26 protein-coding genes are annotated in these 23,603 nt (G+C 63.8%); 19 read left to right on the plus strand and 7 right to left on the minus strand.

What is annotated here, in order from left to right; translation table 11 throughout:
- Positions 1-36: 36 nt before the first annotated feature.
- The 7 genes from ACIQ51_RS00220 to ACIQ51_RS00250 all read right to left on the minus strand — a co-directional run bounded on the left by ACIQ51_RS00220 (position 37) and on the right by ACIQ51_RS00250 (position 5,949).
- A complete protein-coding gene (locus tag ACIQ51_RS00220; RefSeq protein WP_396202977.1) occupies positions 37-321 on the minus strand; it encodes a flagellar biosynthesis anti-sigma factor FlgM in 285 nt (94 codons plus the stop codon).
- Positions 322-444: 123 nt separating this feature from the next.
- Positions 445-918: a hypothetical protein gene (locus tag ACIQ51_RS00225; RefSeq protein WP_396202978.1), complete on the minus strand. Its 474-nt coding sequence runs from the start codon at positions 916-918 to the stop codon at positions 445-447.
- Positions 919-941: 23 nt separating this feature from the next.
- Positions 942-1,346 carry a flagellar export chaperone FliS gene (gene fliS, locus ACIQ51_RS00230; RefSeq protein ID WP_396202979.1) on the minus strand — a complete coding sequence of 135 codons (405 nt, stop codon included), beginning with the start codon at positions 1,344-1,346 and terminating at the stop codon, positions 942-944.
- A 72-nt stretch (positions 1,347-1,418) separates the two neighbouring features.
- On the minus strand, positions 1,419-3,470 hold the full coding sequence (gene fliD, locus ACIQ51_RS00235) for a flagellar filament capping protein FliD (protein WP_396202980.1): 2,052 nt from the start codon (positions 3,468-3,470) through the stop codon (positions 1,419-1,421).
- An 89-nt stretch (positions 3,471-3,559) separates the two neighbouring features.
- A complete protein-coding gene (locus tag ACIQ51_RS00240) occupies positions 3,560-4,411 on the minus strand; it encodes a flagellin (RefSeq protein WP_396202981.1) in 852 nt (283 codons plus the stop codon).
- Between the two features lie 90 nt (positions 4,412-4,501).
- Positions 4,502-5,026 (minus strand): flagellar assembly protein FliW, encoded by a 525-nt coding sequence (fliW, locus tag ACIQ51_RS00245; RefSeq protein ID WP_396202982.1) that lies wholly within the window; start codon positions 5,024-5,026, stop codon positions 4,502-4,504.
- Between the two features lie 5 nt (positions 5,027-5,031).
- Positions 5,032-5,949 carry a flagellin gene (locus ACIQ51_RS00250; RefSeq protein WP_396202983.1) on the minus strand — a complete coding sequence of 306 codons (918 nt, stop codon included), beginning with the start codon at positions 5,947-5,949 and terminating at the stop codon, positions 5,032-5,034.
- Between the two features lie 308 nt (positions 5,950-6,257).
- Here ACIQ51_RS00250 and ACIQ51_RS00255 point away from each other — a divergent pair, with 308 nt between their 5' ends.
- The 19 genes from ACIQ51_RS00255 to fliQ all read left to right on the plus strand — a co-directional run bounded on the left by ACIQ51_RS00255 (position 6,258) and on the right by fliQ (position 23,587).
- Positions 6,258-7,760, plus strand: a complete 1,503-nt coding sequence (locus ACIQ51_RS00255) for a sigma-54-dependent transcriptional regulator (protein ID WP_396202984.1) — start codon at positions 6,258-6,260, stop codon at positions 7,758-7,760.
- A 292-nt stretch (positions 7,761-8,052) separates the two neighbouring features.
- The gene (locus ACIQ51_RS00260) at positions 8,053-8,352 is read left to right on the plus strand and encodes a hypothetical protein (RefSeq protein WP_396202985.1); all 300 of its coding nucleotides are present in this window, start codon (positions 8,053-8,055) and stop codon (positions 8,350-8,352) included.
- Positions 8,353-8,417: 65 nt separating this feature from the next.
- The gene (gene flgC, locus ACIQ51_RS00265) at positions 8,418-8,972 is read left to right on the plus strand and encodes a flagellar basal body rod protein FlgC (RefSeq protein ID WP_396202986.1); all 555 of its coding nucleotides are present in this window, start codon (positions 8,418-8,420) and stop codon (positions 8,970-8,972) included.
- 52 nt (positions 8,973-9,024) lie between these two features.
- The gene (locus tag ACIQ51_RS00270) at positions 9,025-9,333 is read left to right on the plus strand and encodes a hypothetical protein (protein WP_396202987.1); all 309 of its coding nucleotides are present in this window, start codon (positions 9,025-9,027) and stop codon (positions 9,331-9,333) included.
- A 24-nt stretch (positions 9,334-9,357) separates the two neighbouring features.
- Positions 9,358-9,681, plus strand: coding sequence for a flagellar hook-basal body complex protein FliE (gene fliE, locus ACIQ51_RS00275; protein ID WP_396202988.1), 324 nt, complete (start codon positions 9,358-9,360; stop codon positions 9,679-9,681).
- A 34-nt stretch (positions 9,682-9,715) separates the two neighbouring features.
- A complete protein-coding gene (fliF, locus tag ACIQ51_RS00280) occupies positions 9,716-11,323 on the plus strand; it encodes a flagellar basal-body MS-ring/collar protein FliF (protein WP_396202989.1) in 1,608 nt (535 codons plus the stop codon).
- Positions 11,324-11,338: 15 nt separating this feature from the next.
- Positions 11,339-12,382 carry a flagellar motor switch protein FliG gene (gene fliG / locus ACIQ51_RS00285; RefSeq protein WP_396202990.1) on the plus strand — a complete coding sequence of 348 codons (1,044 nt, stop codon included), beginning with the start codon at positions 11,339-11,341 and terminating at the stop codon, positions 12,380-12,382.
- Positions 12,369-13,037 (plus strand): FliH/SctL family protein, encoded by a 669-nt coding sequence (locus tag ACIQ51_RS00290; RefSeq protein ID WP_396202991.1) that lies wholly within the window; start codon positions 12,369-12,371, stop codon positions 13,035-13,037. Before fliG ends, ACIQ51_RS00290 begins: the two co-directional genes overlap by 14 nt.
- 62 nt (positions 13,038-13,099) lie before the next feature.
- Positions 13,100-14,425: a FliI/YscN family ATPase gene (locus ACIQ51_RS00295; protein WP_396202992.1), complete on the plus strand. Its 1,326-nt coding sequence runs from the start codon at positions 13,100-13,102 to the stop codon at positions 14,423-14,425.
- A 1-nt stretch (position 14,426) separates the two neighbouring features.
- Positions 14,427-14,906 carry a flagellar export protein FliJ gene (gene fliJ, locus ACIQ51_RS00300; RefSeq protein WP_396202993.1) on the plus strand — a complete coding sequence of 160 codons (480 nt, stop codon included), beginning with the start codon at positions 14,427-14,429 and terminating at the stop codon, positions 14,904-14,906.
- Positions 14,907-14,919: 13 nt separating this feature from the next.
- Positions 14,920-15,507 carry a magnesium transporter MgtE N-terminal domain-containing protein gene (locus tag ACIQ51_RS00305; RefSeq protein ID WP_396202994.1) on the plus strand — a complete coding sequence of 196 codons (588 nt, stop codon included), beginning with the start codon at positions 14,920-14,922 and terminating at the stop codon, positions 15,505-15,507.
- Entirely contained in the window at positions 15,504-16,955 is a 1,452-nt protein-coding gene (locus ACIQ51_RS00310) for a M15 family metallopeptidase (RefSeq protein WP_396202995.1), read from the plus strand. Before ACIQ51_RS00305 ends, ACIQ51_RS00310 begins: the two co-directional genes overlap by 4 nt.
- Positions 16,952-17,758: a flagellar hook assembly protein FlgD gene (locus tag ACIQ51_RS00315; protein WP_396202996.1), complete on the plus strand. Its 807-nt coding sequence runs from the start codon at positions 16,952-16,954 to the stop codon at positions 17,756-17,758. The genes ACIQ51_RS00310 and ACIQ51_RS00315 overlap by 4 nt, the downstream gene beginning before the upstream one ends.
- Before the next feature lie 13 nt (positions 17,759-17,771).
- A complete protein-coding gene (locus ACIQ51_RS00320; protein ID WP_396202997.1) occupies positions 17,772-19,292 on the plus strand; it encodes a flagellar hook protein FlgE in 1,521 nt (506 codons plus the stop codon).
- Positions 19,293-19,661: 369 nt separating this feature from the next.
- Positions 19,662-20,114, plus strand: coding sequence for a flagellar basal body-associated protein FliL (gene fliL, locus ACIQ51_RS00325; protein ID WP_396202998.1), 453 nt, complete (start codon positions 19,662-19,664; stop codon positions 20,112-20,114).
- A gap of 27 nt (positions 20,115-20,141) precedes the next feature.
- Positions 20,142-21,092 (plus strand): flagellar motor switch protein FliM, encoded by a 951-nt coding sequence (locus ACIQ51_RS00330; protein ID WP_396202999.1) that lies wholly within the window; start codon positions 20,142-20,144, stop codon positions 21,090-21,092.
- A gap of 89 nt (positions 21,093-21,181) precedes the next feature.
- Entirely contained in the window at positions 21,182-21,538 is a 357-nt protein-coding gene (gene fliN, locus ACIQ51_RS00335) for a flagellar motor switch protein FliN (protein ID WP_396203000.1), read from the plus strand.
- Between the two features lie 47 nt (positions 21,539-21,585).
- A complete protein-coding gene (gene fliP, locus ACIQ51_RS00340) occupies positions 21,586-23,085 on the plus strand; it encodes a flagellar type III secretion system pore protein FliP (RefSeq protein ID WP_396203001.1) in 1,500 nt (499 codons plus the stop codon).
- A gap of 232 nt (positions 23,086-23,317) precedes the next feature.
- Positions 23,318-23,587: a flagellar biosynthesis protein FliQ gene (fliQ, locus tag ACIQ51_RS00345; protein WP_396203002.1), complete on the plus strand. Its 270-nt coding sequence runs from the start codon at positions 23,318-23,320 to the stop codon at positions 23,585-23,587.
- Positions 23,588-23,603: the final 16 nt, after the last annotated feature.

A 23,603-nucleotide genomic window follows, 5' to 3' on the forward strand; every position in this document is an offset into this window, starting at 1 on the left:
CCTACGCCGGAATGGAGCGGGCGCGGTGGCTAGCGCCTACAGATCACCGCGGGAAAGGATCCGACGGGCGACCTGGTCGACAAGGTCGAGCGTCATATAAGCGCCGTTGAGCACCTTTTGACGGAGCTCCGCGACCCGCTCGGGGTCGAGCATGTCCCGCTGCTCGGCACTCAGGCGACGGGCTTCTGCAGAGAGCTGGACGGTATCCGATCTGACCGGTCGAGCGGCCACGGCCTCGGAAACGTCCGGCGCGGGACGCTGGACAGCGGGGGGGCTGCCGGGCTTCGGGCGCAGGGAATCGATGTATCCGCTGATCTTCATGGGGGTTCCTCCTCCTCACTGGGGACTATCGGCACGTCGGCCCACAACTTTACCGGCCGATTCTTTCCGTTTGGATAGCGTCGAGCCGTTGATGTCGGGCATCAGGGCGACCTTGAGAATGCCTCAGCGCACCCGGTCCATCAGGGGGGCGCCGGTCGGCGTGCCGTAGGCCACGCTGGCGGTCGATGAGCGCTGCACGGCATCGAGCTCGGCGCGGATTGCTTCCCGGCGGCGGCCAATTGTGGCGGCCAGCTCCACGGTGATGTGGTGCGACGTGGCTACGGCCCCACAAACCTCAGCGACGACCGCCTCGGCCGCATCCATGTGCCGGTCAGCCTCGGGAACGGGAGCGCTGCCGGCGGGGGGAAGTTCGAGGCGTAACGTGTTGAGTTGCTCGGTCAGATCCTGCAGCATCACCGTGCGCTGCTCGAGCAACACGAACAGCTGGTGATCGTCGGTACCCGACGTGATCTCGACCTCGATCTCCCGGGCGATCGCATCGGCCTTAGCACACAGCACGAGCGCACCCGTGGCCGCGCGCAGGCGGCTCGCATGGGACGTCAGGAGCGAAGGCGAGGAGCCTCCCGGTCGAGCCATCAACGGCGTGTGCGGGCTGCGGTTCACGCGGTCTTGAGCTGCACCTTGTCGGTCGAAAGCTGTTGCGCTGCACCAACGAACCCCTCGCGCAGCTGCATGGCAATACTCACCAGCTTCCGCATCGAAACCACGTCCCCGCGCTGGCCGATATCCACCAGCTCATAGAGCATGAACTGGTACAGGTCGGCGAGGCGCTGGGCGAGCACGCCGCCCTTCTCGACGTCGATCGTCGCCAGCAACTCGGTCACGAGATCGCGGGCACGGCGGAGGGCAACGACCCGGAGCTCGATGTCCTTGCGCTCCATGGCAATGCGGGCACGTTCGAGATTCACCACCAACTGCTCGAACACAATGACCACGAGCTTGTGTGGTGAAGCGGCCTGGATTTCCATTTCGCGATAGCTCGATGACTGCGTCGCGTATGACATGGCGGCGTCTTGGCTGAGGGGAGAGATCGACGGGACGAATGCATGTGCATCACGCCCATGGTGCAGTATCGGCTAGCGATCGTTCGCCTGAAGTCCCTTGGTGCTCGCCAGCAGCGATCCACTTTGCTGATTCAGACGCACCATGGCCTGCTCCATGCGCGTGTACTGTTGGATGAGCTGTTCGCGACGGAGGCCAAGCTTTTTCTGAGCATCTCCTTCACGGCGCCGGAGCGAGATCGTGCTCTCCGTGATGGTGGTGAGCTGCGCACTAATCACCCCGGTGCCGAACGTCGTTGCCGCGTCGGTCGACTGCACAAAGGCAGTGCCAATGCCGGTAAGCCCGAAGAGCGACTCGACTTCGCCTGGCTTTTCGGCCAACGCCGTCTTGAATGTCTCTTCGTTGACCATGAGCCGGCCATTGCGATCGAGCTCCAACCCGGCGCTGACTGCCGTAGTGTAGGTGCCGTTCGCGGTGACCTGTAGCCGGAGCGATGCGGTGAACCGATCCACCACGCGCCGCAGGCTGCTGTCGGCATACAGCGGCGCATCCGTCACGCGCTGCTCGTCGAAAAACGCGCGGATGGCATTGTAGGAATCGCGAAACGCCTTCACCGCATCGGTCGCCCCCTTCACATCGCGCTCAATTGTGACATCGATCGCGGTTCCCGGCTCGGCCGCGAGCAGGCTGACATTGACGCCCGGGATGGCATCGGCGATCACGTTCGTCGACCGCGCCATCTCGTGCCCATTCACGCGAATGATTGCATCACGCCCTGCGTGCAGCTCGCGGCTATGCCCAACGACCGACGTGGTGATCGGTCCCAAGGTCCCTGTGGAGCCGTCGGCTCGTACGATGCCCAGACTGAGCGACAGACGTGAGGCGCCAGCCGTGTCGTCTGTAAGGCGTATTCGCCCATCAGGACCGATCGCTGCGGTTGCGGTTCGCGCTCCGGCACCGAAGCCATCCCTGGCATCATTAATGCGGTCGAGCAGCGTTTGGACGGTGTCGCTCTCCGCGACGATCAGGCCGAAAGCGACCGGCGTGCCGTCGCCGCGGGTCCCGCGAATGTTGATGGCGTCCCCCACATGCAGCGCGGTCGATGCCGAGCCGACCGTGAGGCCCGTCAGCACGGAGGACGGCGTGGCGTGGGCCGCTTCGCTGAGCGTGAAGGCCGACGACTGCACCGTATGACCGACAGCACCAGCGGCTCCGGCGGCAAAGCCAAGGGCGTCGATCAAGGGCTGCGAATTCGCGTCACGGTCCACGGCGCTCACATTACCGTCAACCACCAACCGGAATCGCGTTTGGTTGCCGAACGGCTCCGACTGCACCGAGGCCGAGCCGCCGGCAGCATTGATCTTGGCGGCTATCGTGGATAGCGACTCGGTGGCCAGATCGGCCGTAATGAGCACATGCCCCACCCGGATCTGTGCCGGCTGTGGGAACACCGACATCCCCATCGCCGCCGCCGCCGATATCGTCGAAGACGTAATGGGCTTGGTGCGTGAATCGAGAAATCCGAGTTCGCGCGCCAGGCCACCAGCCCCGTCGACGAGGGTCACGCCCACCGATCCTGCGGTGTTGGCGCTGATGACGAGGCGGCCGCTCGCCCCACCTTCACTCACAATGGAGGCGGTCACACCGGCATTCGCCGTGTTGATCTTGGCGCGGATGCTCGCGAGCGAATCCGCTGCCTCCACGCTGATGGCGGTGCCATTTATCGCGAAGGTGCCCGCCAGGTTTTGGGCAGCCGTCGTATCGGCGGTAGAGCGCCCGGCCAATGTGGCGACATCCGCCAGCTGGAGGACCTCCACGCGAAGTCGGCCGGCTGTCGCACCAGACGTAGCGGTGGCCGACAGCAGTGTCCGTGACGTCGACGGACTGGGGGGGACGGACGCGATGAAGCCACCAAGGCCAGGGCGTCGGAGCGCCCGCGCGTTGGTGTTCAGCGTTTCCACGAGTTGCTGCAGCGTCGACCACGCATCTCTTTGCTTGCCGCGTGCGTTGATCCGTTCGGTTATCGGGGTGACCGTGCGGGCTTCCAGGGCCTTGATCGTCGAATCGACGATGTCGCTCCACTGCATCCCGCTACTCAGTCCCCCGATGTTCATGGAGCTGCTCATCGTTCCATCCTGCCCTTGCATCTAAGGCCAGTCCCCGGGACCAGCGGTGAGGCGGGCCCCGGGGAATCTCACGTCAGGAGAAATCAGACTCAGCGGAGTAGCTGGAGAACACCCTGGCTGCCCTGGTTCGCCTGCGACAGCATGGCCTGCGCCGCCTGCGTGAGAATGTTGTTGCGGGTGAACGTGGCCATTTCCTCGGCCATATCAACATCACGGATGGTGGACTCAGCCGCCCGAACGTTTACCACTGCCGACTTGAGATTCTGCACCGTGTAGTCAAGCACATTCTGACCAGCGCCGATGTTCGAGAGAACTTCGTTGACGGCATCGAGCGCGGTGTCGGCATCGGCCAATGTCGACGTACCGCTCAACGGGGTTTGGGTGAGCGTCGCCGTGACCGCAACCTGGTTGACCGACGCACCGTCACCATCACCAACCTGAAACGAGAGCGCCGCAAATACCGCCATTCCCTGGAACGTGGCCGCACTCTGGATGCGGCTTGCTTCGGTGGCCAACGACGCGATTTCGGCGTTGATCGTGGTGGTCGTGCTCGTGCTCGACGTGGCGTTCAGCTTCTGCGTGATCAGCTCTTTCTGACGCTCAATGATGCGCTGAATGGTCTGGGCCGCACCTTCCGCGATCTGGAGCATCGCGTTGCCCTGCTCGGCATTCGCCGCCGCCTGGCTGAGCGAACGGCTCTGCGTGCGCAGCTTGCTGGCAACAGCCAGCCCTGCAGCATCGTCGGCAGCGCGAGAAATCCGCAGACCCGAGCTGAGCTTCCGCATGCTATTCTCGGTCGCGATGTTATTGACGAACGCGTTACGCGATGCGGTGAGTGCGCCGACGTTGGTGTTGATACGCATGGTGGAATCCTCCGTGATGTGAAGATCGAGGCGTCCGTGCCTCCCTCCGCGTCCGACGTCCGGATCGCGGTCGAACATCAGTCTCGGAGTGCCCCCGGAGAACTTGAGCGCCGTGCGTGTTTTGCTGGAGCAAGTGGCCCGCCGTCTCACCGCGTTCCCGCGGATCAGTCATCCTTCAGGCGTCTCGGAGTTCGGGGCACCCGTCGACCCGCATCCCATGGGCGGCATTAACGCGTACAGCGCAAGGTTCACTGGCTCGACCAGCCCGTAGCGCTCATCTCGATTCATCACCTGCTGCACCTTGCGCGCAGCAAGGTTGAACACGAGCGGTGCACGGAAATTGCCGCTGGCCTGTTCGTTCCATGCGGCCGGCATGACCAGCAGCACCAGCACCAAGGCATCTCGCTCGTCGTGGAGTGAGAGTGCCTCTCGCTCGGTCTCGTTCAGGTCCACCGCATAATCAGCGATGACCACAAACGGATCGGCGAGTACGAACGTCGTGGGTGTTCCATCGGTGGCAATCAGCCACCAGAGCCCCCGTCGCGCTGCGGGCAGAAGCGCATATGCTGAATGACTGAACCCCAGAAGCGGTGTACTGAGGTGCATCACCGCGTCGGATGGCACCTCGATGCGGCCAAGTGGATGCGCGATCGTGATCGTGCCCGAACCAGCGTGTACGAATGCGGGACGCATTTGCATCAGAGATAGTTGGCCAGACTGAGACCGAGGATGCGCGATGTCGCACTCATGGCCGCCTGATAGAGCGTCTGTTTGCCCACGAGATCCACCATCGCCTTATCGATCTCCGTGTCGCGAAGGTCGGCACGGTAGGTCTGCAGGGTCAATTCGAGTGCATCGAGACTGTTCTTCGCGTCCTGCATTTCGTTGACGCGAGCGCCCAGTGTTCCAACGAGCGCCTGAACATTGTCATTGGCAGCGTTCAGCCGGCCGGTCACCAGGCGAATGGCATTGGGATCGTTTGCACCAAGCGCATCGGACAGCGCACGCAATGCGGCGAGCGTGTCGGTATCGAGGAAGACTTCGGTGGCATTGTGGTTCGGGACGATGAATCGCCCGTCACCAATCTCGAGCGAGGGTGATCCCGATGGATTCACCGGGTTGCCGCTCACGTCAGTAAGGGCCGAGGCGCTGCCGCTTACGGGTATCGGTGAGTGGAGTGGAGGCTCACTCCCTCGGTTCCCGCCGAACAGGAACTGGCCGGCAAACCGGGTGTTGCCAAGCGATGTGGTGAGGCTGATCAGCTGATCGACTTCGTGTTTCGTGATCAGGCGCGACGAGGCATTGGCCGTAGCGGACGATTGGCTGATCCCGAGCTCTACCGCACGCGTCAATACATTCGTCAACTGATTGAGAGCGTTTTCCTCCGCCTCGGCGCGCGCAATGCCCATGGTCGCATTGCGCCGGAACTGAGTAATCGCACGCATTGACCCGCCAATGCGTACCAGTTCACTGCCGCTTGTAGCGTTGTCGGACAGTGTCCGCAGGCGTACGCCAGTCGCGATATCGTCACGTAGACGGTCGACATGCTGCAGCCCCTGCTGTAGATGCAGTCGACTACGCGCGGTGATGATGTTGTTGGTGACTCGCACGGACACCTTGGATGAACATTGAACGGCACCACCGGTAGCGGCACCACCAACTCATAAGTATCGGACTCGGCGGCCAGCGCCTTAACCGTAAGCGAAGCGACTGCTGAGCCAGTCAGCATCCTGCACGGTGTGGGTTCTAGCTGACTCTTCAATAGAGATGTTACGCCAGCGGACCTTTAGCGTTTTCTTGATGATGCAGTTATTGTTGCCGCTAATGTGCTCGTGCTCTGTACGCGCGATTGTTATTGGCGTTACGGGAGCGGCAGAATTCTTACACCGCCGGGAGATCCTGGCCGTCACCCCTCCCAGCCGAAATGGCTACGATTCTTTACGTCGACGACGAAGTCGCCGTCGGCCTGATCCTTGAGGACACCCTCGCGGCAGCTGGCCATACTCCAGTGGGCGCTCGGAGTGTCCCCGAGGCGCTCCTCATCCTGGAGCGGGGCGGCATCGACCTCATCATTTCCGACTATCGGATGCCGGGGCTCACGGGGCTCGAGTTCATCCAGCTCATCACCCGCGAGGGGTACGACCTCCCGCTCATCATGCTCACCGGGCATGCGAGTATCGAACACGCCGTGGCCAGCATCAAGGCGGGCGCGATCGACTACATCACGAAGCCGGTTCGTCCTCAACAGCTTGAGCTCGCCGTGGATCAGGCGCTCGAGTTCGTTCGCCTTCGCCGCGAGAACGAGGCCCTCCGCAAGGAGGTCTCGCAGTTTCGCAATGAGCGACAGATCATCGGCGACTCACCGACCATCCGCCGGATCCTGCAGACCGTCAGCATGGCCGCGCCCACCCGCGCCACCGTGCTCCTGCAAGGCGAGTCCGGGACAGGTAAGGAGCTCTTTGCGCGCGCCATTCACGACCAGTCCGAGCGCCGTGACAAACCATTCATCAAACTCAACTGCGCAGCCCTCCCCGAAGGGCTCGTAGAATCAGCACTCTTCGGCCACGAAAAGGGCGCCTTCACCGGGGCGATCAAGCGGGTCGAGGGCGCCTTCGAGCGCGCCAACCGTGGGACGCTACTGCTCGACGAAATCTCGGAGATGCGCCTCGATCTCCAGGCCAAGCTCCTCCGCGTGCTGCAGGAGCAGGAGTTTGAGCGCGTGGGGGGCACGTCACCCATCAAGGTGGATGTCCGTATCGTCGCCACCACCAACCGTGACCTGGCAATGGAGGCCGACCACGGGACGTTCCGGCAGGATCTCTACTATAGACTGTCCACAATTCCGGTTCTCATTCCACCGCTACGCGAGCGCCCGGAAGATATCCCGGTGCTGGCGCTGCGGTTTGCCATGCGGGTATCTGCCGAGTTGGGTAAGAAGATCGAAGGACTGTCGGAGGATGCCCTCGAGGCGCTTCAGGCCTACCCGTGGCCCGGCAATGTGCGGGAGCTGCAGCATGTGATCGAGCGTGCGGTGATCCTCACACCGGACCCCATCATCCAGCCGCACTGCCTCGAGGGTACCCGGTTCGGCCTCGCTCACTCGCTCGGCGCCCCCAACATGCGCCCGCGAGCATTTGTCGCCCCGAGTTTTGGTGCAGCACCGGCGCTCGCGGTCGCGGCCGCGGGGATACACAGTACAGCCGACTTCAGTGATCATTGCGTGGCATCCGCATTCGATCCTATCGGGAATGGCACCGGCATCGCCCTGAGTTCGTTCAATGTCGCCGACGCCGAGCGGGTACTGATTCAGCATGCGCTGCAGGCGGCCGAGCACAACCGCACGAGGGCGGCCGAGCTCTTGGGGATCAGCGTGCGAACGCTGCGCAACAAGCTGAACGGCCCCAGCAGGGACTCCGACGAGGAATAGGAGCGCGGGGGTCGCAGGAATCCGCCATCCGGAACGTGTGTTCCCGTCAGTCCGGCCACGGCGAGCGATCCACACGGCAACTTGGGTCACCACACGACCGGCAGAAGTTTCCGTTTTCTCGAGGTTGGTCGGGTTCGGCACTTCCTGCCGCCTTCACCTCCTGCCGCCAGATGCTCCGTATCTTCCGCTGAATCAATGATTTGAATGGGTACGCCGGCCATCTCGGCCGTGTGGCCCGCCCGTTGCTTTTGGCCGTACCGGATTCAATCGCCCTTCCCTTCCGGTACTCCAGATGCTCTTCGGACTCATCGATCGCGTTACCTCGGCCCCGCAGCTCAAGGCGTCGCTCGACCAGAGTATCGAGCGGTCGCGCGGCATCGCGGATCGGGTCTCCAAGGCCACCCTGCAGAACGGGGATGGGTTCGCTTTGGAAGCCACAGTCGGCCGCACCCAAGCTGAGGTGAACCCGGTCAACGTAGAAGACGAAATGGTAGCGCTTGCTGACGAACAGCTCCGCTTCCTCGCGACGTCTCGGCTCCTCGAAAAGACCTACGCCAGCCTCCGCACGGCCATCAGGGGTCAGGGCGCCTGATGACACTCAATCCGCTTCGTCAACCAGCGCTGCTGCCAATTCCCGGACCGCAGATCGTGCGGCCCATGTTCAGAAGTATGGGCATCGCGGCAAGCGGTATCGCCGCCCAACGCCAGCGCATGGAAGTGATCGCGCAGAACATCGCCAACGCCGACGTCACCCGCGGCACCGATGGCCAGCCGTACAAGCGCCGCGAGCTCGTACTCGAGACGGCGACTGCGCAGACGGCGCTCTTCGCCTCTGACAACCTGGCCCCGCAATCCATGGGGTCGAACGCCGCCCGTGGCGTGTTCGGCTCACCGGCCCTCGACGTGCCGCTCAGCGAGGATGGACCCAGGCCGATCGCGGTACCGGTGCTCCCCACTCAGCGCGGCAAAAACGGTCCGAGGGGTGGCGAGTACGGCGTGCGCGTGTCCGGCATTGCGGAAGATCAGGGTGAAGGCCGGCTTGTGTACGAGCCGGGCCACCCCGACGCAAACGCTGAGGGCTACGTGCGCTACCCCGACGTCGACACCACCCAGGAACTGGTCAAGCTGCTCGACGCGAAGCGCATATACGAAGCCAACGCTGCGGTCTTTACCGCTGCCAAGTCGATGCTGCGCGCCGCCCTCGATATCTGATGTACGCGACCACGCATTCATTCCGTCCCTCTTTTTGGCAGTCATCGATTCCATGAACATCAACGGCATTGATCGCACCGCGATTGCCACATACAACGCGCATAATGCCGACACGCCGGCCGTTACGAAGGTCCTGAAACCGCAGGCACCCATCACCCACCCCGACAGCACGCAGAGTACCGTGCCGGCTGATGCGCCGGCCGGCACCGACGCCATGCTCTGGAGCGTGCTCACAACGGAAGAGCGGAGCTTCTTCGCGAAAGGTGCTGCCCTTGGCCCGCTCACATACAGCCGCATCAAGGAGGCCAGCAAGGCTACCCCACCGGTGGCGCGTGGCGTGCGCCTCGACGTGCGCGCATAAGCCACCCCGACCGGACTTCACCGCATGCAGACCCGTCTCGATCTCTATTCGCGCAACCTGGGCACCCTCGGAGGCATCGGCCAAGATCGCACACCCGGTGCGCAGCTACCTGTCGTGGGCGCGAGCGACACCAGCTTCGGGGACGCGCTCACCAAGGCGATCAGCGAAGTCTCCGACACGCGCGACCGAGCCAGCGACCTCGTGCAACGCTTTGCCGCAGGCGAGAACGTTGAACTGCACGAAGTGATGGCGGCAAGCGAGGAGGCGGGCCTTGCACTCGACCTCATGATCGAACTGCGCAACAAGGTCGTTGAGGCGTATCGCAGCGTCATCGCGATGCAGTCCTGAGCATCCATACGCGACACGGCGCCTTCCCCTCCACATGCAATCCTTTTTCGATTCCCTAACGGGACGCCTCGGCGGTGGACGCCAGCTCGCAATCATCGCGATCGGCGTTGTCGTAACCGCCGTGGTGTTCGGCGTGTCCCGTTGGGCCACTGCGCCGACCATGGTACCGCTCTACGCCGATCTACCCGTCGAGAACGTGAAGGCAATGACCGATCAGCTCACCGAATCGGGGATCACGTATACCCTCGATCGCACTGGTACCACGATTCTGGTTCCGAGCGAGGATCTCGCACGCGCACGCGTGGATCTCGCCGCTGGGGATGTGCCCAACGCCGGCCGACCGGGACTCGAGCTGTTCGATAAGCCCACGTGGGGTATGACGGACTTTACGCAGAAGGTGAACTATCGCCGTGCGCTCGAAGGAGAGCTCGAGCGCACCATTAGCAAGATGAAGAACGTAGAAGCAGTGAAAGTCCATCTGGCCCTCGAAGACGAGAAGATCTTCAAACCGAGCGAGCGACCCAGCAAGGCCAGCGTGACGCTGACGATGCACGACGGTAACACGCCGGCCCCCGGAACGGTGCAAGGGGTCGCGCAACTGGTCGCGAGCAGCGTGGGTGGGCTCGAACCCGAGCACGTGACGGTTGTCGATGCGCGTGGCCACGCACTCACCATGCATGACGAAGGCTCGCTTGCCGGTCTTTCCAGTCGTCAGCTGCTGGTACAAAAGGAAGTGGAGTCGTACCTGGAGGAGAAAGCCAGCCGGCTACTCTCGAGTCTTGTTGGCAGCGACAATGTGCGCGTACAGGTGGCCGCGTCGATCAATTTTTCCAAGGTCGAGCGCACGGTGCAGGCCGTAGACCCTGAGCGCCAGGCACTCACCACCGAACAAAAGGCTGAAGTCACGCCGAGCACGCCGCAGCAGGGCGCCGGCTATAGCACATCGGCCACGTCGTACGAGAACACCAAGAGCGTGGAAAACTTCAGCGGCGCCATCGGCAACGTGACAAAACTCACGGTGGCGGTACTGGTGGCCGACAAAGTTGTCAGGGTGGCACCCGATACCACGGCCACCGCTCCGGCGCCGGCCAGCGCCATGCCGCGCACCGCCGAAGAGCTCGCGCGCATCGAGGCGCTGGTGCGCAACGCCCTTGGCGTGGATTCCACGCGCGGCGACATGATCAGTGTAGTGAGCGCTCCGTTTGACATCGCGCAACCCGAGGTGACTGCGAGTGATTCGATCGCCTCTCCGACAGATATCATCGCGCGCATTCAGGAGAACTCGAAGCCGATTGTGGCGATTGCCGCACTCCTTGTGCTGCTGATCGTCGCCCTATTCTCGGTGTTCGTGCTACGCCCGAGGAAGACCCAATCGCCACTGCCTGCCGCCCCGCAGAGTGGCGCTTTGCAAACGTCGGGACACGCTGAGCTGCCTGCGAGCACGCAGATGCAACTGGGGATGCAGGGCGCCCCCGCCGACCAGGGGAACGGCGTCGGGGCGACGGAGGGGCTGGAATCGCGCCGCACGCCCATCAAGCTCCCGCCGATGTCCACGACGCCGGAACGCGAGCAGGCGATTGCCACGGTTGAACAGCGTCCCGACGCGGCGCTCCGCGTAACCCGCCACTGGCTCCGCCAGTAAGCGTCGAGGCTGCCAATGATTGCTCCCCCTGCGAAGATCGGAACTGACCGCTGGGCCCCCGATCGGCTAACCGGTCGCCAGAAGGCCGCCATCGTCTGCATGGCGATGGGGTCGGAGGCGGCATCGAAGCTCACCGCCACGCTGCACCCCGAAGAGGCCGAGATCGTGGCCCTCGAAATGGCCCAGCTGGATAACGTACCGCCCACCACGATCGACTCCGTGCTCGCAGAATGGCTCGAGACCACGCTCGGCGTAGACTCGATCAGCACGGGCGGCATTGATTTCGCGACGGATGTACTGGAGAGGGCTTTCGGTCCGATCAAGGCGCAGCAGATCCTCATGCGCATCCACGAACAGCTGGCTGGTACCGATCGTTTCGGTCGCCTACGCGGGACCGATCCGCAGCAGTTGAGCAGTGCACTGAGAGGTGAACATCCACAAACGATCGCACTGATCCTCGCGCACCTCGATCCCAATCACGTCGCCGGGATCATCCGCGAGCTCGATCCCACCCTCGGAGGCGATGTGATGTTCCGCATCGCCACGATGACGAAGGTCTCCCCCGAGATGATCTCACTGGTCGAACGGGTCATCGGGACTGCGGCCGACCTGACCCTCGCGGCGCGTATGAGCACGATTGGCGGACCTAGTACGGTGGCCGCTGTCCTCAATCTCGTCAGCGCGTCCCTCGAGAAGCAGGTACTGGATCTTGTTGCCGAAAGAGATCCGCACCTCAGCGACCAGATCAGGAACCTCATGTTCGTCTTCGAGGATCTCTCGGCACTCGACGACAAGTCCTTGCAGCGCCTGCTGCGCGAGGTAGACATCAAGCAGCTCGCACTCGCCCTCAAGGCCGTAAGCCCCGACCTGAAGGCAAAGATCATGGGGACCATGTCACAGCGCGCCGTCACGGGTCTCAAGGAGGAGATGGAGTTCCTCGGTCCGGTCAAGATGCGTGATGTTGAAGCGGCGCAAACCGATATCATATCGAAGGTCCGCGCACTGGAAGAGGCGGGCGAGATCGTTCTGAGCAGTGGCGCCGACGATGTCATCGTTTGAAGATCATCGCAGGCACGCGATGCGCTGGTCCCTCGACGAATTTGCCGCGGCCGACGTGTTCTCGTCGGATGTACTGGCGCCGGTGGACGCCCCTGAGGCGCCGGCAGCTGACGATGCCACCATCGCGGCGGAGTTCGCGAGGCGGCTCAACCTGGAGCGCGCGCGCGTCGAGACTGATGCCTATGATCGTGGACGGGCCGATGGGGAACACGCCGAGCGCGCGCGCCTTGAGGCACAGCTGTCGGTAGCGCTCTCGGCCCTCCATGCAGTGTCCCAGTCGTTGGCGAGGCACGAGGCCCTTTGGGCGAGCACCGTCGAGGAGAATATGGCGGCGCTCGCGGTATCGATTGCACGACACATCGTCCAGCGAGAGATCGTAGCCGATCCGTCTCTTGTGGCTCAGTTGGTGGCCTCCGCGCTTGCACGGTACCCGGCGGATCAGGAAGTCACCATTCGCCTCGCGCCCGACGACATGGCACTGTGCCGTCCAATTCTCGAGGCAGCGCCTTATGGCGAGCGTACGCTACGCTGGATTGCGGACGCCAGCATCAATCGCGGCGGCTGCCTGACCGAAGGGCGCGAGCGAATCATCGAGGGTCGTATCGACACCGCCCTTGAGCGCATCTACCGTGCGTTGGCCGGAGTGCAGATCTGATGGGTGCCGTTCCGGCTACACCGGCATCCGGTACGCACGATCGTGGGTTGCACCTTCCGGCCATGGACATTTTCCACGAGCGCCTACGGCAGTGCCATCGTTTTGTTGAGTATGGTCGCGTCACCCGCGTCGTGGGGCTTGTGGTGGAAGCCACCGGCATCGACGTCGGGCTGGGCTCTCTCTGCCGAATCACCAGCCACTCGCGTCAGCACAGTGTGCTGACCGAAGTGGTAGGGTTCAACGAGCGTACGGTGCTGCTCATGCCGCTCGGTGACCTCGATGGCCTACATGCCGGCGCCAGCGTCCAGCCGCTCGGCCGCACCTTCGGTGTGGACGTGGGCCCTGCGCTGCTTGGCCGCGTGCTCAATGGCCTTGGCCATCCGATCGACGGGAAGGGCAAGGTGGCGACCGTCGAGCGGGTACCCCTATCGGCTGAGCCGCCTAATCCATTGGCGCGTGAGACGATCGAGCGGCCGATCGAGACGGGTGTGCGTGCGATCGATGGCGTGCTCACGATCGGCCGCGGTCAGCGCATGGGTATCTTCGCCGGCTCAGGCGTCGGCAAGTCCACGCTGCTCGGCATGATTGCACGGCATACACAAGCCGACGTGAACGTGATCGCGCTCCTCGGTGAGCGCGGACGCGAAGTCCGGGAGTTCCTGGAGAACTCGCTCGGCGAGAAGGGATTGGCGCGCAGCGTGGTGATTGTTGCGACGGGCGACCAAGCCGCGCTCGTGCGTGCCCGCGGCGCGTTGGTAGCCACCGCGATCGCCGAGTATTTCCGCGATCAGGGGAAACAGGTACTGCTGATGGTAGACTCCGTGACGCGCGTGGCGATGGCCTGGCGCGAGATCGGGTTAGCCACTGGCGAACCCCCCACCACGAAGGGATATCCGCCATCGGTCTTCGCCAACCTGCCGCGGCTCCTCGAACGAGCTGGCAATGGCGAACGTGGCGGCATCACCGGCATCTACACCGTGTTGGTCGACGGTGATGATTTTAATGAGCCGGTGGCAGACGCCACCCGTTCCATCCTCGATGGTCATGTCGTGCTGAGTCGCCGTCTCGCCGCGCAAGGTCACTTTCCGGCGATCGACGTGCTGCATTCAAAGAGTCGTGTGAAGGAGCACATCACGAGCGAAGCTCAGCGTCGTGCAGGGAACGCTATGCTCCGCCTCGAAGCCGCCTACCGCGAGAAGGAGGATCTGATCATGGTCGGCGCGTACCAGAAGGGGAGCGATCCATATCTGGACGCGGCCATAGCGTACCGCTACAGGATACTTGAGTTCCTCCAGCAGCGGCCGGAGGAGATCTCACATTTCGGCGACACGTATACCGAGTTGATGCAGATTGCGGAAGTGATCGAGACGTCGGTGCGGCACCGCTGACATGAGCTTCACATTCCACCTGCAGCAGCTCCTCGATCTGCGGGAGCAGCACACGCAAGCGAGGGCCAGAGAGCTGGCCTTGGCGCAGCAGGTTGCGACAGCCGCGGCCCGCGCGGAGGAGATGCTGGCTGCAGTGCGCGCAAACTCCTACACGGCGATGCAGTCTGTCGCCGGGACTGGGCCTCGCGTGGGCGAGCTACATCAGCGTGGCACAGTTCTGGCACTGCTTGATGAGCGATTGATCGAGGCCGGCAATGTTTGCAGGGTGGCTGACGTCGAGGTGCACAAGGCGCAGGCATTGCTCGCAGCCGCAGCACGCGATCGACGGGTGCTCGATCGACTGAGAGATCATCACGCAGGCGCGTGGCTTTTGGCCGAGGCGGCGAAAGATCGGCTGCAGATGGACGAGGCGGCACTCTTGCAGTTTGCGCGGAAACAAGAACATGAACGCGGCGGGGTTTGCCGGTTGGCTCCTCCATGACCCGAATGATGCAATGAAGGCAACGATTATCCCTATTGCGATCGGACTGTTGGCTGGCCTGGGCGGCGGGTCGGGCTATGCGTACATGCGGATAGCCTCCAAGTACACGGCCGACTCTACGCGCATGGCAGACAGTCTCGCGAGCCGCGTCACGCCTTCGCTGCCTGACAGCACGGTGCATGATCGTACGGTGCCCGACAGCACCCCGCACGACAGCATGCCGGTGGCCGCACAGGCGCTTGTGACGGCTCCAGACAGCGTTCGCGCCGTGGGGCGGGCGCAGTCCAGCGGGGTGTTGCTGGCGGCGCCGGTGAGCGAGCCGGCGGCCACGACGCGGGGAGTCACACAGAACAGCAATGGGGCGCGCGATCAGTCGAGCCAGACTGCGATTCCGGAACGGCGTCTCGCCAAGATCTTCGGCGCTATGGCCGCCAAGGATGCGACGAAAGTGCTCGATCAGATGTCGGACAGTGACATTCGTGCGATTCTCGCGATGATGGGAGACCGGCAGGCAGCCGCCATCCTCGCCGCCTTCCCGGCGGCGCGCGCTGCGGCCATCAGCAAGAATGCGGAGAAGACACCGGGAGGTCGTGCACCATGAGAGCGATGCATGTGATGAGCCCGGGCTCGAAGGCTCTACGCCGTCCACAGGGCGTTGCATTCGACGAACGTGGCATCGCCGATTCGCGTGACAGCAAGCGTTCACGAGGCACTACGGCGGAGTTCTCCGCTCTACTCGCCTTGCTCGCGGGGCAGAGCAGCGAGGGACGTGCGAGTGTGCGCGGGCAGCTCCCCGAAGAGCCTGAGCTTGTGGCTGCCCTCGACCCAACCCCACCCGATAAAGGTCTCCAGGCCGTCGCGCCAGCGCTTCGCCATCGCGTAGAGCGCGTGATCGAGCGTATGAAGACGGAGTACGGCCACGAGGTCACGATCGTGGAAACGACTCGCTCCCAGGACCGGCAGGACTGGCTATTCGAGCAGGGGCGTACCCGTGGTGGCCCAGTCGTCACATGGACGCGCGACTCAGCGCACACGCGTGGTGCGGCCGTGGATGTGATGATCGACAGCACATGGGACAACCCAGCAGGCTACGCGCGCCTGCAGCGCATTGCGCGTGAGGAGGGACTGCGCACGCTTGGCATGAGGGACCCCGGACACCTCGAGCTCGTCTCGCGGGGCACCGTGCCCGGCGTCGTCACCACCAAGGGGGGAACGTCGCAGGCGTGGGCACGCGCGGATGGTACAGGCGTGGCCCCCTCCACAGGAGTGACACGGGAGACCGGTGTGGCGCGGGTAGCCAGCGTAGCCAGCGTGGCCAGCGTGGCCAGCGTGGCCGGCGTGGCCGGCGTGGCCGGCGGCGTGGTCGGCAAGGAGACCCAGACTGACCGTCGTCAGGATCTCGGGACAGATCCGTCACCGCAGCATGCCATCCGGGATGGCGATGACCGCAGGAGCGGCGCGCTCGGTCGCGATGCACACGATGATTGGGGAAGGACCCTCGACCGCGGCGGCAAGCCGACCCACGAGCATCATGATGCGGCCCCTGCCGGTGATTCCACGGCCAACGCGTATGGCGCGGTAAACGGCGACCGCAGCGCTGCCAAGGTGACCGGTGTCGCGCAGACGGCGCCAGCGAGTGCGGCCACCGCGAGTAAGCCGGCCCAGCGCATTGCCGACATCCAGCAAAGGCGCGCCGATGCCCCGGCCACGCCCCTCAACCGCATGACACTCCGCATAGACGGCGCGGCCGGCACACCCGAACAGATTATCGTGGACCTCCGCGGCCAGGCAGTGCACACGCAAATCACCACCGATACCGCCACGGCTGACCGCATGCGCCTGCGCACCGCAGACCTGCAGGAAGCACTTGGCCGCCACGGCCTCGAAAGCGAGGGCGTGCGCATCACGGGCACCATACCGCAGAACGGGTCAACTGCCGATGGGCACGGCGACTACACCTCACGCTCACGCGACCCGCGCGACCCGCGCGATCCGCAAAGACAGCAGGAGCGTGCCCGCCGTACTCCCTTCTTCTTGGGACCCGAATGATGATCGCTACGCGTGGCATCGCGTTACCACCGTTGGCGTTCGGCCCCGCCGCCACGTCGAGCATGACCATGGACCCCAGCCGAGTTGCCGAACCGCCCGCTGGTGCCGCCGAGCCATCGGCACCGCGCACCCTGCCGCAAAACACCCGGGCGATGGGGCGCGACGAGTTCCTCAAGATGCTTGTTGCACAACTCAAACATCAGGATCCGCTCAATCCAATGGACGGCAAGGACATGGCAGCACAGCTCGCCCAGTTCTCCACCGTCGAACAGCTGATCCAGATGAACAAGACGCTCGAGGCGCAGCAGGGCCGCGAGGGCGAAATCATCGATGCCATCACAGCACTCGGAGAGACGCAGTCGTCGCGCACCGATGAACTCGCGCGGCTCATCGAAGGGCAGATGGCCGTGGGAACCGTCGGCAAGATCGGCGTCACGCTCGGCAACAGCACGTTTGTCGATCGCCACGGCAACGGCCCCGTGGTCGTGGACACCGGGAGCCGCAGCGGGGCCGGACGGTTGACCATCACCAACGCCAAGGGCGAGAGCCGCACGGTAACCGTAGGACCGGTCAAGGCGGGGCAGCAGTCGTTTGAGCTCGATGACTATTTCGAGCCGAAGCTACCCGCCGGGAAGTACACCTACACGTTCGAGGTCGCAACGGATGGCGGCCAGTACCAGGCAGTGAAGACGTACACCGCCGGTCGCATCACCGGCATCAAGTACGACAATGGCAATCCCATCCTGATCATCGGCGACGTGTTGACCGTGCCGATGTCGCAACTTACGCAACTCCGCGCCTGAGGACCAACCGCACATGCTTCGCTCTCTTTATGCCGGCGTTTCCGGCCTGCGCAACAACCAGGTGCGCATGGACGTCATCGGTAACAACATCGCCAACGTGAACACGGTCGCCTTCAAGGCTGGTCGCGTGACTTTCAAGGAAGGCTTTGCGCAGCTACTTCAGGGTGCGAGCCGTCCTCCCGGCGACCAGGGTGGTATCAACCCGGTACAGATCGGCCTCGGCATGCAGATCGGCTCCATCGACCAGATCTTCAGTCAGGGCAACCTCGAAACGACGGGCCTCAATACGGACGTCGCAATTCAGGGTGACTCGTTCTTCGTCGTGCGCAAGGGAAACCAGAGCTTCTACACGCGCGCCGGCAACTTCCAGGTGGATGCGGACGGCCAGCTGGTCAGCCCGGCCAATGGCTTCATCGTGCAGGGCCGCATGTACGACAACGGCCTGCCGCTCGATGGCATCAAGGACATCAAGCTGCCGTTCGGGCAGAAGGTCTCGGCCAAGCCGACGGCGCAGGCCACGCTCGCGGGCAACCTCAACGCCTCGGCCCCGGTGTTCCAGGGCGACTTCGACGATCCGCTCGTGCGCGCCAATCCGATCAACGCGAAGGCGTGGACCGAAACGCAGATCGGCGTGTTCGACTCGCAGGGAACGAAGCACAATGTGAAGCTGCAGATGTGGAAGACGGGCCCGAACACGTGGGACTGGAAGATCGACCCGATTGCGTCGGCGCAGACCTTCGAGATCGAGACGGACGGGGACTCACCGCCGAGTGCGGTGCCGCTGCCTGTCCCGCCATCGGGATACGAGATTCTGGCGGCCAACGTGCGCCTCTACAGCGCAGCGGGCATGGAGTACGTGTCGCCCGATGACTTCGGCTTTACGGCTGGTCCGCCACCGGAAGTCACATTCACAGCGTCCATGCCGTCGAATACGAAGATCAAGGTGAGCTACTTCATGAGCCCCACCGCGGAGACGGCAAGCGAGAACAGCGGAACGTTCACCTTCGACCAGGCCGGGCTCCTCAATACCGACGTGACGGCCTCACTGAACTTTGCGGTTCCGGGCGCCAACCCGGTGCGCATCGAGCTCGAACTCGGCGGCGGCGTGAACGGCATCACGCAGTTCGCCTCGACGGCGTCAACCGCAGTGCTGCGCGACCAGAACGGCTACACCGCCGGCACGCTGCAGAACTTCTCGATCGACCGCTTCGGCGTAATCACGGGCTTCTTCACGAACGGCACGACGAACCCGCTCGCTCGCATCGTACTGGCGGACTTCAATAACCCAAGCGGTCTGCTCCGCATCGGCGACAACATGTACCAGGAGTCGGCCAATTCTGGCTCGGGGGTGATGGGCTTCGCGCTCGAAGGCTCGCAGTCGCAGCTCACCAGTGGTGCCCTCGAAATGTCGAACGTGGACCTGGCCCAGGAATTCACGAACATGATCGTGGCCCAGCGCGGCTTTCAGGCGAACGGCAAGGTGGTCTCCACCAGCGACGAACTCCTGCAGGAGCTGATGCAGATCAAGCGGTAACGGGTAACGCCGACGCCCTGCCGCCCACAGACGTGGGCGGCAATTTCTGCCGCCAGGATCGCAGCCAGCGTGTTTTGCCGAGTGTGATCGCCCCGTCCGCACAGCCGATCACATTGGACGGTGCACCCGTAAGGCCATTCAGAACAGCGTGTTACAGATCTCGAACAAGACGCCGTAACCGTTGGCACGGACACTGCTTTCGAGGGGCTCGGCAGTTCACCCTCCGTCCGTCCCCTCCATATGGCGAATGATCCAGTTTCGGCGCCGGAAGCCGCCGCTCCCGTACTCCCAAAACGCCCGCTGCTCATCGGCTTGGCTGCCGTTGGCCTGTTGGTGGGAGGCGCCTCCGGTGCCGTCTTCGTTGGCCCCATGGTCGCGAAGAAGATGGGGAAGGCCACCCCGGTCTTGATGGCAGCGGGAGCGCACAATCCCGACGGGGAGGCGGACGGCGGAGGCGCTGCGGCCGATGCAGAGCATGCGCCGGGTGAAGGGCAGCAGCAGGAGAGTGAGCGCGCTGAATCGGCGGCTGTGCACCTCCTTGAGAATCTCGTCCTGAATCCCGCGGGAAGCGGAGGTGGCCGCTTCCTACTGCTGTCGGTCGCCATCGACGTGGGAAATGCGAAGGCCGGCGAAGCCTTCAAAAATCGCGACGCTGAACTGCGCGACATCATCCTCACGGCGCTCGGAACGAAGTCGGTCGACGAGCTCACTGAGATCTCTCGGCGCGATCAGTACAAACAGGAACTGCTGGACGCCGTCAACGCGCGCTTCGGAAAGCAAGCGGTGAAGCGTCTTTACTTCCCGCAGTTCGTCGTGCAATAGGCGGCACGCGCCCTTCACGTACTGGCAATGATCTCAGAAACCCTGCCTCCTGCACACGTGGGCGTGCCGCACGCGAGTGCGGCTCTCAACGCGCAGGCGTACGACTTCCGGCGACCGCACCGCGTGTCAACGGAGCGTCTCTGCGCGCTGGAGGCCATGTACGAACGGCTCGCGAAGGCGCTCGAAGGTTGGCTCACTTCGCGTATCCGCGGCCAGATCGATGTTCGCCTCGCGAGCGTCGAGCAGTTTGCGTTTGGGGAGTTCACACGGTCGCTCCCGATGCCCTGCGCCTCCTTCATCTTTGACGTCACGGGCACAGGGCAGAAGGGGGTGATCGACGTGAGCCCGAATCTTTGCACCTTCATCATCGACCGGCTTTTCGGTGGGGAAGGAACGGGCGCGCCCCTCACGCGCATTCTTACGCCCATCGAGCGTATGGCGGTGCGCGGCGTGGCCGACAAGGTCACCAGCCTCCTGCAGGAGATCTGGCAGGACCACCTTCCAATGGAGTGCACTATCACCGGCTTCGAGAGCACGCCCGATGTCCTTCAGGTGGCGAACCGTGAGGATCCGGTACTCGTGGCCAACGTGGAGTGCCGTAGTGGCACGACGACGAGCCCGTTGCTGATCTGCATGCCCCTCTCGGTACTCGATACCTTCTTCCGATCGAGCGGTCAGCAGCCAATGGCGCTACTCGCCGCCAACGAAGAGGAGCGCGAGCGTACCCGGCAGCGCAGCGAAGCCGCGTTGCGCAGCACACGCGTTCCGCTCACCGCCCGCCTGCCCGACTTCCAGCTGTCCCTGCGCGATCTCGCGCAGGTCACGGAGGGAAGCATCCTCCGCACCGGAATCCCCAAAGACGCTCGTGTGATCGTGCGTGCCGGCAGCCAGGAATGCTTCATCGGTCTCGCGGGACGCGTGAATGGCAATCTCGCAGTCCGTATCGTGGACGCGCTCCCCAACGTTTCGCACACCTGACCGTGGCAACCATGAACACCGCGGACCTCGATACCCCTTCAGTGAATGGCTCATCGGCAGATGCCACCGACCAATCCATTTCCTCGCCCATGGACGACACCACGACCCCGCCCATCGACACCGTGGCTGCACAGGCGCCGCAGCTCACCGATTTCGAGCAGACGACGCTTGGCAACGCCGAAGTGCCGATCGGCATGCTCCTCGATCTCACATTGCCCGTCGCCATCGAACTCGGTCGTACCAGCATGACGGTGGAGGAGATCCTGCGCCTTGGTCGCGGCTCGGTGATGCAGCTCGACCGCCTCGCCGGTGAGCCGATCGACATCTACGTGGGGGACCGGCGCTTTGCCGAGGGCGAGGTGGTGGTGCTCGGGGAGCACTTCGGAGTGCGGCTCACGCGCGTGCTGTCAAACCAGTCGGCCAGTAATGCCGCGCACGTGGCCTGAGTGACCAGGAACGGAGAGCGTGCCCCCCACTACCTGATCCACTACCGATGCTGATCGCTGGACTGGGCGTCATTGCTGCACTTGGCTGTGTACTGGGGCTCGGCGCCATATGCCTTTGGGTCCTCAAGCGCTGGGGCGCAGGGGCACTTGGGACGAAGCCGTGCGTCCCGGTCGAGGTGGTCCAGCGCGTGCCGCTGGGACCAAAGACCGGACTCGCCGTCGTGCGTGTGGGCGAGAAGGTAATGGCGCTGTCAGTTGGTGAGGGCGGTGTCTGGCCGCTATTCGAGCTCGACGACGCGGATCGGCAGCGCGTGATCGCATCGAGCATGCTCCCGGTGCCCTTCGTCCCGAGTGCCGGAGCCGACGAAGTCCCTCGCTTTCTCACCCCGCTCCTCACCACAAGCCGCGGGACGCCAGTCACATACGCGCCGGCTACTGCAGCGCCGGCTGTAGCGCCGGCTGTAGCCTCGGCGGCGGGCTCACCGACCACGTCGAACACGGTGTCGGGTGACCTCGACTTCCGCGCGATGCTCAGCATGTCGCTGAGTCAGGCCACGCGGCTGGCCGTGCTGGCCGGACTCGTCATGTTGGGCAGCGGGGCGCAGCTCCGCGCACAGGGGGCGCCACAAGCGCCACCACCGTCACCAGCGTCACCAGCGTCACTAGCGCCACCCGCGAAACTCGTCCCTGCCGTGCCGCCCGTGCCGCCCGTGCCGCGCCCCGGCAACGGAGCGCAGCTCACGAAGCAGGCCGCCGCGGCGCGCCGACCCGTAAACGACGTGATGCTGGACTCCACGCCAAATGAACCGCGGCAGGCTCAAGCGGCAACACCAGCTCCCATCGCGGCTGATGATGCCATCATGCGCATGATGCCGCAGATGGATATGCAAATCGGCGGCGACGGCGAATCAGGTGGCCTCCGCCTCAATGGCACCGTGGGCATCGTGGTGATGATGGGACTGCTCACACTCCTGCCCACGCTGCTTCTGATGATGACGGGGTTTACCCGCATCCTTATCGTCCTGCATTTCCTCAAACAGGCGATGGGCACGCAGAGCGCGCCGCCCGCACACCTACTTGGGGCAATGGCGCTACTTCTCACAGGGTTCGTGATGGGCCCCACGTTGACTGAGGTGAACCGCACCGCGATCACCCCGTGGCTAGACGGGCAAATGAGCCAGGTCGACATGATGAGGACAGGCGTGAAGCCCATGCGCGACTTCATGCTCAAGCAGACGCGGGAATCCGACCTCAAGACGTTCGTGGAGCTGAGCCGGATACCGGGGCCCGCGACGATCGATGACGTTCCGCTGCACGTACTCATGTCGGCCTTCGTGGCGAGTGAGCTGCGCACCGCGTTCCAGATTGGGTTCGCCATCTACCTGCCGTTCATCATCATCGACGCCGTGGTGGCCAGTGTGCTCATGAGCATGGGCATGTTTATGCTCCCGCCGGCGATGATCTCCTTGCCCTTCAAGTTATTGCTCTTCGTCCTCGTGGACGGCTGGAGCCTGACCATCACGAGTCTCGTACAGAGCTTCAAATAGCGCGCGGGCAGCAATTTCCGCCCCGCCCCTTCGGTGACGCGCGCCGGCAGGTTACACCCGGCAACTCCTGCCGGATCCCTCCGATTCACGGTCGCGGTTCAATCATCGACTGCCAGCCAAACCGTTGTCTGGCAACGCCATGGAGATGTTTATGCCACGATCCCCTACGTGGCATCAACCCTGCTTCTGCACGGTCTCGGCAGCTCCTCCCCCTTTCTGACGCCGACCGACCGTGTCCCATCAACTCGTCATCGATCTTTCCCGCGACGCGATCATGACTGCCCTCATGATCAGCGCGCCCCTGTTGCTGATTGCGCTGGGCGTGGGGTTGGTCATCGCGATCATCCAGTCGGTCACCCAGATCCAGGAGCAGACGCTCACTTTCGTCCCCAAGCTCGTGCTGGTAGGAGGCGCGTTCATCGTCGGCATGCCATGGCTGCTGCAGATCCTGATCAGGTTCACCACCCAGATCATCCGCGGCATTCCCGCGATGGTCGCCTGAGCCACCGGCTCCATAC

Origin of the sequence: Gemmatimonas sp. (genome assembly GCF_044344655.1) — a bacterium.
Classification (GTDB): Bacteria; Gemmatimonadota; Gemmatimonadetes; order Gemmatimonadales; family Gemmatimonadaceae; genus Gemmatimonas.